Source organism: Kitasatospora sp. NPDC004799 (genome assembly GCF_040609095.1).
Lineage (GTDB): Bacteria > Actinomycetota > Actinomycetes > Streptomycetales > Streptomycetaceae > Kitasatospora.
On the sequence record NZ_JBEXJK010000405.1, the window covers coordinates 1 to 7,159 of the forward strand.

A 7,159-nucleotide genomic window follows, 5' to 3' on the forward strand; every position below is an offset into this window, starting at 1 on the left:
CGGAGGTCGCCGGGCCCCGGGGCGGTGCGCGCACGACGGAGGCGGGCCGCGCCGGGTGTCCGGCACGGCCCGCCACCAGCTGCGGGGATCAGTCGACGACCTCCAGCTGGCCCATCATGCCCGCCGAGGAGTGCTCCAGCATGTGGCAGTGGTACATGTAGCGGCCGAGGTAGTCGGTGAAGGTCGCCTGGATCCGGACCGAGGTGCCGGGCGGGAGCGGCACGGTGTCCTTCAGTCCCGCGTCCCCGGGCAGCGGCGGCCGGCCGTCCCGGTCGAGCACCCGGAACTCCGCGAGGTGCAGGTGGAACGAGTGCTGGATCGGGCCGTACTTGGTGGCGCTGTCCCCGTTGGTGACCGTCCAGATCTCGGTGGCACCGCGCCGGATCCGCTGGTCGACCCGGTCCGGGTCGAACGCCAGGCCGTTGACCAGGCCGACCGGGGTGCCGGACAGGTCGAAGGAGAGCGTCAGCTCGCGGTGGACCGTGGCCGGCGGCAGCTCGGGCAGCGGGCGCAGCGCGTCGGGCATCCGGCTGCGGTCGCGCGCCCGGCGCTCCACCCGGAACTGCAGCACCGGCTCGACCCGGTCGTCGCCGGTGAACTCGCCCTGGTTGGTGAGCACGGCCCGGCTGCCGACCGCCAGCCCGGAGAAGTCCACCACCAGCTCCACCCGTTCGCCCGCGGCGAGCCGGAAGTCCGTCCCGGTGCGGTCGACGGGTGCGGGCAGCAGACCGCCGTCCGAGCCGATCTGGTGGACCGGCAGGGAGCCGAAGTTCAGCTTCAGGAACCGCAGGGTCGAGCTGTTCAGCAGGCGCAGCCGGTACTTCCGGGCGGCCACCGGGAGGTACGGCTGGGCGCGGCCGTTGACCAGGATCACGTTCCGCTTCGCCGGGTCGCCGTGGACCAGTTGGCCGGCGGTGTCGAACTCGGCGTCGCGGATCGCGATCGGGACGTCGTACTCGCCGCTCGGCAGGTCGTACCGGTGCTCGTCCTCGCCCTCGATCAGGTAGAAGGCGTGCAGGCCGCGGTAGACGTGCTCGGCCTCACCGTGGTGGCTGTGGTCGTGGTACCAGAGCGTGGCCCCGGGCTGCCGGTTCGGGTACTCGTAGCGGCGCTCGCCGCCCGGGTCGATCAGCTGCATCGGGTGGCCGTCGCTGTCCGCCGGGACGTGGCCGCCGTGCAGGTGCACGTTGACGGCCTCGGGCAGCCGGTTGCGGTAGGTGACCAGCACCCGGCGGCCCTCCCGGGCCCGGATCGTCGGGCCGACGAAGCTGCCGCCGTAGGTCAGGCAGCGGGTCCGCACGCCCGGGAGCAGCTCCAGGTCGGCGGCCAGGACGTCGAGCCGGTAGACGTCGGTGTCGTGGGTCCGCGCCACCGGCTTCAGGGTCGGCGGCACCGGCATCCGCGCGGAGAACGGCCCCCTGGCCGCTGCCCCGGCGGCGGCCGGTTCGGGGGGCAGCGGTTTCCCGCCGGCCAGCGCGCCGACCGGCAGCCCGACCCCGGTGGCCGCCGCGATGCCCGCGAGGCCCAGAAATCTTCGCCTGTACAGGGTGTCCTCCCCACCTCGGTACGCGTGTGTTGACGCCGGATCGACGGGCCGTCAGGCGTAGCTGACGACCGCGCGGAAGCGGACCTCGCCGCGCTCGACCCGGTCGAGCGCCTCGGCGACCCGCTCCTTGGGGAAGGTCTCGGTCATCGGCGTCACCGCCCCGGAGGCCACCAGGTCGAGGGCCTCGGTGAGCTGGTCCAGGCCGTTGTGGGTGGCGCCGATCACCTGCTGGCGCTGCGCCCAGAACGGGCTGGTGGGCGGGATGGCGAAGGAGTCCACCGGGTCGATCGTGGCGAGCACGATCCGGCCGTTCGGCCGCAGGCCCTGGAGGGTCTCGGCGGCGGCCCGGTAGGAGGTGCCGGTCACCAGGACCACGTCGGCGCCGCCGGCCGCCCGCAGCTGCTCGCCGTCGGCGACCACGTGGTCCGCGCCGAGCGTGCGGGCCAGCGCGTGCTTGTCCGGCGAGCGGGTGACGGCCACCGTCTCGAAGCCGGCCGCCCGGGCGAACTGCAGGGCGAGGTGGCCGAGTCCGCCGATCCCGAGGACGGCGACCCGCTCGTGCGGCTCGGGCGAGGCGGCGCGCAGCGCGCTCCACGCGGTGTACCCCGCGCACAGCACGGGCGCGGCGGCCTCGTACGCGAGGGCGTCCGGCAGCAGCACCGTGCTGTCGGCCGCCACCGCGACGTACTCCGCGTGGGCGCCCTGCACGGTGAGGCCGCTCATCACCGACTCCGGGCAGTTCATCCCGGACTGCCCGGTGAGCGGGAGGTTGAGCCGGCAGTAGTCGCAGCGGCCGCAGGTCGACTGCACCCAGGTGGTGCCGACCCGGTCGCCGACCCGGCGGCCGGTCACCCCCGGGCCGACCTCGACGACCTCGCCGGCGGCCTCGTGGCCGACCACCACCGGGTCGAGCGGCGGGAAGGGGAAGACGCCCTGGCTGACCCAGAGGTCGTTGTGGCAGACCCCGCAGGCGTGGACCCGGACCAGCACCTGGCCCGGTCCGGCCTTCGGGGTGGGGATCTCGCGCAGTTCCCAGCGTGCCTTGGCCTCGGGTACGACGGCAGCCCACATCGGAGCAACCTCCTCTTCCGGTCAGCGGGTTCGCGGCGTGAGGCGGACCGGGAGGGTCTGCACGCCGTTCATGATGAAGGTGACCTGCGGCGCCAGTTCCTCGGCGGGAACGGCGAGTTCGAGGTCCGGGAAGCGCCGGAACAGCGCCGAGAGGGCGATCTCGGCCTCCATCCGGGCCAGCGGCATGCCGATGCAGCGGTAGACGCCGTGGCCGAAGGAGAGGTGCTCCTTGTCCGGCCGGGCGGCGTCGAAGACGGCCGCGCTGTCGCCGTGCACGGTGCGGTCGCGGCCCACCGCCGCGAAGTTGATCAGGACCGGGTCGCCCTGGGGGATGACCATGCCGCCGATCTCGATGTCCTCCACCGCGAAGCGGAACGGCAGGTGGGCGACCGGCGCCTCGACCCGCAGGGTCTCCTCGATCACGTCCGTCCAGCTCACCGCGCCGCCGCGGAGCAGTGCCAGCTGCTCGGGGTGGGTGAGCAGGGCCCGGGTCGCGTTGGCGAGCAGGTTCATCACCGGCTCGGTTCCGGTGGCGAGCAGCAGGTGCAGGGTGCCGACCAGTTCGGAGTCGTTCAGCCGCGAGCCGTCCTCCTCCTGGGCCTGGACCAGGTCGCTGGTCAGGTCGTCCCCGGGGCTGCGGCGCTTGGACTCGACGAACTCGTGCATCTCCCGGTGCCACTGCTCGACGTTGGCCGCCGACTCCTCGGGGGTGAGGGTGGTGTCGATGTTGGCCTCGCCGCCGCGGAGCATCCGCTCGCGGTCCCCGGCCGGCACGCCGAACAGGTCGCAGATCACCCGGGCGGGCATCGGGCGGGCGAAGCGGGCCTTGAGGTCCACCACCTCGCCGGGCTCGCAGCCGTCCAGCCCGTCGAGCAGCTCGTCGACGGCCTTCTCGACCTCGGCCCGCATGGCCTCGACCCGGCGCGGGGTGAAGGCCCCGGCGGTCAGCCGGCGCAGCCGGGTGTGGTCGGCGCCGTACCGGGTGGTGAGGTTGTCCATCAGCACCCAGCCGATCAGCGGGAAGTCCTCGCCGATCCGGCCCTCGGCGAAGGCCGTCCAGTGCTGCCGCGGGTCCTTGGACAGCCGGTGGTCAGTCAGGGCCTGGCGGGCGAGTTCGTGGTCGGCGATCGACCAGCCGAGCACGCCGCCGGGCAGTTCGATCCGGGCGACCGGGCCGTTCGCCCGGATCCGGGCGGCCTCGGCGTGGATGTCGTGTCCGGCGGGGTCGATGACGACGGGTTCGGGGATTGCCATGGGGATCCTCCGGTCGGTGAGAGGGCATGCCGGACAGGGCCGCCGCCCGGCGGCCCTGCGCCGACGCGCTCCGGTTACAGGTAGAGCGTGTTGGGCCCGAGGCCGCAGGCGACCCGCCCGTAGAGCTCCAGGTTGGTGTTGGGGTGCAGGATGCCGTGCAGGTTCAGGGTCTGGACGTCCCGCTCGATGCGCTGGATCGGCACCGTGGTGTAGATCGAGGAGCCGCCGCTGGCGGTGTTGAGGATGTCCACCGCCTCCTTGGCGCGCGCGCAGACCGCGCCGAGGTCGAGCCGGATCCGGGCCCGCTCCTCCAGGGTCCACTCCTCGCCGGTGGGGCCCTTGGTGTCGAGCAGGGCGGCGGCGCGGTGGGCGTGGAACTCCACCTCGTCGATCCGGGTGATGGCGTCGGCCACCTGGATGTGGGTCACCGGGGCCTCGGCCTGGTTGGCGTACTCGGTGTAGCTGATCTTCCGGCCGGGGAGCCGCTCGAAGAACGCCTCCCTGGCGGCCTTGGCCAGGCCGAGGGCCGGCGCGGCCACCGTGGCGCACGCGGTGGGCATGAACGGCGCCCGGTAGATGGGCGATTCGGCGTTCTTCAGGGAGCGGTGCCGGCCCTGGAGCACCGGGACCATCGGCAGCACCCGCGGCTCGGGGACGAACAGGTCGGTGGCGACGGTGGTGACGCTGCCGGAGCCGCGCAGACCGGTGGTGTGCCAGTCGTCGACGATCTCCAGCTCGGCCAGCGGGACCGCCACCATGATCGGCTGCGGCCCGTCCGGGGTCATCAGCACGGCCGCGTTGGTGTTCCAGGAGCTGTGCAGCGCACCGGAGTTGAACGTCCACTTGCCGTTCAGCAGGACGCCGCCCTCGACCGGCACGGCGACCGCGGTCGGGCTGAGGATGCCGCTGATCCGGACGTCCGGCCGGTCGAAGACCTCGTCCTGCACCTCGTCCGGGAACAGGCCGGCCATCCAGGAGCTGATCGCGTAGACGGCCATGACCCAGGCCGTGGAGCCGTCGCCGCGGGCCAGCTCGGCGATCACGTCCACCGCGGTGCGCATGTCGGACTCGTAGCCGCCGTACCGGACCGGGACCCGCATCCGCAGCAGTCCGGAGTCGGTGAGCGCGGCCAGGGTCTCGTCGGACAACCGGCGGTGCTCCTCGTGCCACAGCGCGTTCTTCTGCAGCAGCGGCACCAGCTCGGCGGCACGGCTCACCAGTTCGTCCCTGGACGGGGATTCCTTGGTCGTCATCGGGGGCTCCTCGGGAGTGGGCGGCTCTCGCGGGACGGCGGTCCGTCCGGGCCGCGATCGTTGATCGGCCCTGTCGAGGCTGGCACCCGGGCCGGGCGGCCGCATCTCCCGGATTGCGGCGCACCCGGACCGTGGCCAGGCCGACAGTTCCTCCAACCAACCAGCGCAATCGGGGAGTTGTCACCCCCCGCGACCTGCTGTGAGGCTGGCCGTCACCCGGCCGCCGTGATCGCGGCCGGGACCAGAAGGAGAAGGAGAGAGCCATGTCCGCGACTCCCCCGCCCGCCTCCCCCGACACCGCCGCGCTGGCCGCCGTCCCGGAGCGCATCGTCGCCGCCTGGGCCGCGCACGACGCCGACGGCTTCGCCGAGGTCTTCACCGAGGACGCGACGCTGATCCTGCCCGGCGACGTCTACCTGACGAGCCGTCAGGCGATCCGCGCCTTCATGACCCAGGCCTTCGCCGGCCCGTTCAAGGGCACCCGGGTCACCGGCGCGCCGGTCTCGGTCCGCCCGCTGGCCGAGGACGTGGCCGTGCTGGTCACCCAGGGCGGCGTGCTGGCCCCCGGGGACGCCGAGGTGACGCCCGAGCGCGCGATCCGGGCGACCTGGGTGCTGGCCCGCCAGGGCGACGACTGGCGGATCGCCTCGTACCAGAACACCCCGATCGCCGCCTGAGACCCGGCCCCCCGCTGCCCGCCCGCTCCGGCCCTCCCCGGAGACCCGACCGTCCCCACCGAGAGGACTTTGCCATGCGCCCCTTCCGTATCGACGTCCCGCAGGAAGCCCTCGACGACCTGGACCGCCGGCTCGCGGCGACCCGCTGGCCCGGTGAACTGCCGGGCGTGGGCTGGCAGCGCGGGGTGCCGCTCGGCTACCTGAAGGACCTGGCCGAGTACTGGCGCACCGGCTTCGACTGGCGCAAGGCCGAGGAACGGCTCAACGCGCACCCGCAGTTCCTGACCGAGATCGACGGCGTGGACGTGCACTTCCTGCACGTGCGCTCGCCCGAGCCGGACGCCCTGCCGCTGATCGTCACCCACGGCTGGCCCGGCTCGGTGGCGGAGTTCCTGGACGTGATCGGCCCGTTGACCGATCCGCGGGCCCACGGCGGCGATCCGGCCGACGCGTTCCACCTGGTCATCCCCTCCCTGCCCGGCTACGGCTTCTCCGGCCGCCCCCGGGAGACGGGCTGGGACACCGCCCGGGTCGGCCGGGCCTGGGCCGAGCTGATGCGCCGGCTCGGCTACGACCGCTACCTCGTCCAGGGCGGCGACTGGGGCATGCCGGTCTCGCTCCAGCTCGGCCTGGCCGATCCGGCGCACGTCGCGGGCGTCCACCTCAACATGCTCGCCACCTTCCCGCCGCAGGACCCGGCCGAGTTCGCGGACCTGGACGAGGCGGACCGGGCCCGGCTGGAGTTCGCCGCGCACTTCGAGCAGGACGGCGCCGGCTGGCGGAAGATCCAGTCCACCCGGCCGCAGACCCTCAGCTACGGCCTCACCGACTCGCCCGTCGGCCAACTGGCCTGGATCGTCGAGAAGTTCAAGGAGTGGACGGCCGCCCGGTCGGTGCCGGAGGACGCGGTGGACCGCGACCGGCTGCTGACCAATGCCGCGATCTACTGGTTCACCGCCTCCGCGGGCTCCAGCGCCCAGCTCTACTACGAGTCCAACCGGCTGGACTCCGAGTTCATCGCCACCTGGGCCGGCCCGTGGCAGCTCGCCGCGCCGGTCGGGGTGGCGGTCTTCCCGGAGGACGCCGTCCGGCCGATCCGGCGGTGGGCCGAGCGGATCCTGCCGACCCTCGCCCACTGGTCCGAGTTCGAGCGCGGCGGGCACTTCGCGGCGCTGGAGGAGCCCGGGCTGTTCGTCGGCGACGTCCGGGCGTTCGCGCGCCGGGTGCGCTGAGCGCCGTTCCGGGGCACCCTGACCCCGTCCCCTTCGACCAGGCCCGGGACCCCTCAACGTCCCCGGGCGGAAAAGGAGTTGAGTTGTCCTTCATTCTGAGGTCCCGCGCCGCCGGGCGGCGCGGCC

At 73.6% G+C, this 7,159-nt stretch carries 6 protein-coding genes; 2 read left to right on the forward strand and 4 right to left on the reverse strand.

All coding sequences use genetic code 11. The annotated features are described in order from the left end of the window. Positions 1 to 88 precede the first annotated feature (88 nt). From ABZW03_RS33740 to ABZW03_RS33755, 4 genes are all read right to left on the reverse strand, one after another. Entirely contained in the window at positions 89 to 1,372 is a 1,284-nt protein-coding gene (locus tag ABZW03_RS33740) for a multicopper oxidase family protein (RefSeq protein WP_355267001.1), read from the reverse strand. 225 nt (positions 1,373 to 1,597) lie between these two features. Beyond that, positions 1,598 to 2,617, reverse strand: coding sequence for an alcohol dehydrogenase catalytic domain-containing protein (locus ABZW03_RS33745; RefSeq protein WP_355267004.1), 1,020 nt, complete (start codon positions 2,615 to 2,617; stop codon positions 1,598 to 1,600). A 21-nt stretch (positions 2,618 to 2,638) separates the two neighbouring features. Continuing rightward, the gene (locus tag ABZW03_RS33750; RefSeq protein ID WP_355267007.1) at positions 2,639 to 3,871 is read right to left on the reverse strand and encodes a cytochrome P450; all 1,233 of its coding nucleotides are present in this window, start codon (positions 3,869 to 3,871) and stop codon (positions 2,639 to 2,641) included. A gap of 74 nt (positions 3,872 to 3,945) precedes the next feature. Further along, positions 3,946 to 5,124, reverse strand: coding sequence for an acyl-CoA dehydrogenase family protein (locus ABZW03_RS33755; protein ID WP_355267010.1), 1,179 nt, complete (start codon positions 5,122 to 5,124; stop codon positions 3,946 to 3,948). Between the two features lie 263 nt (positions 5,125 to 5,387). On the opposite strand from ABZW03_RS33755, the gene ABZW03_RS33760 reads away from it, so the two are divergent. Beyond that, positions 5,388 to 5,801: an SgcJ/EcaC family oxidoreductase gene (locus ABZW03_RS33760; protein WP_355267013.1), complete on the forward strand. Its 414-nt coding sequence runs from the start codon at positions 5,388 to 5,390 to the stop codon at positions 5,799 to 5,801. 74 nt (positions 5,802 to 5,875) lie between these two features. After that, positions 5,876 to 7,033: an epoxide hydrolase family protein gene (locus tag ABZW03_RS33765; RefSeq protein WP_355267015.1), complete on the forward strand. Its 1,158-nt coding sequence runs from the start codon at positions 5,876 to 5,878 to the stop codon at positions 7,031 to 7,033. The last annotated feature ends 126 nt before the right edge of the window (positions 7,034 to 7,159 follow it).

What these genes read in the sequence shown, in the direction of transcription:
- ABZW03_RS33765 (WP_355267015.1), top strand. Translation starts at nt 5,876, where the DNA reads ATGCGCCCCTTCCGTATCGACGTCCCGCAGGAAGCCCTCGACGACCTG.
- ABZW03_RS33750 (WP_355267007.1), bottom strand. Translation starts at nt 3,871, where the DNA reads ATGGCAATCCCCGAACCCGTCGTCATCGACCCCGCCGGACACGACATC.
- ABZW03_RS33745 (WP_355267004.1), bottom strand. Translation starts at nt 2,617, where the DNA reads ATGTGGGCTGCCGTCGTACCCGAGGCCAAGGCACGCTGGGAACTGCGC.
- ABZW03_RS33760 (WP_355267013.1), top strand. Translation starts at nt 5,388, where the DNA reads ATGTCCGCGACTCCCCCGCCCGCCTCCCCCGACACCGCCGCGCTGGCC.
- ABZW03_RS33755 (WP_355267010.1), bottom strand. Translation starts at nt 5,124, where the DNA reads ATGACGACCAAGGAATCCCCGTCCAGGGACGAACTGGTGAGCCGTGCC.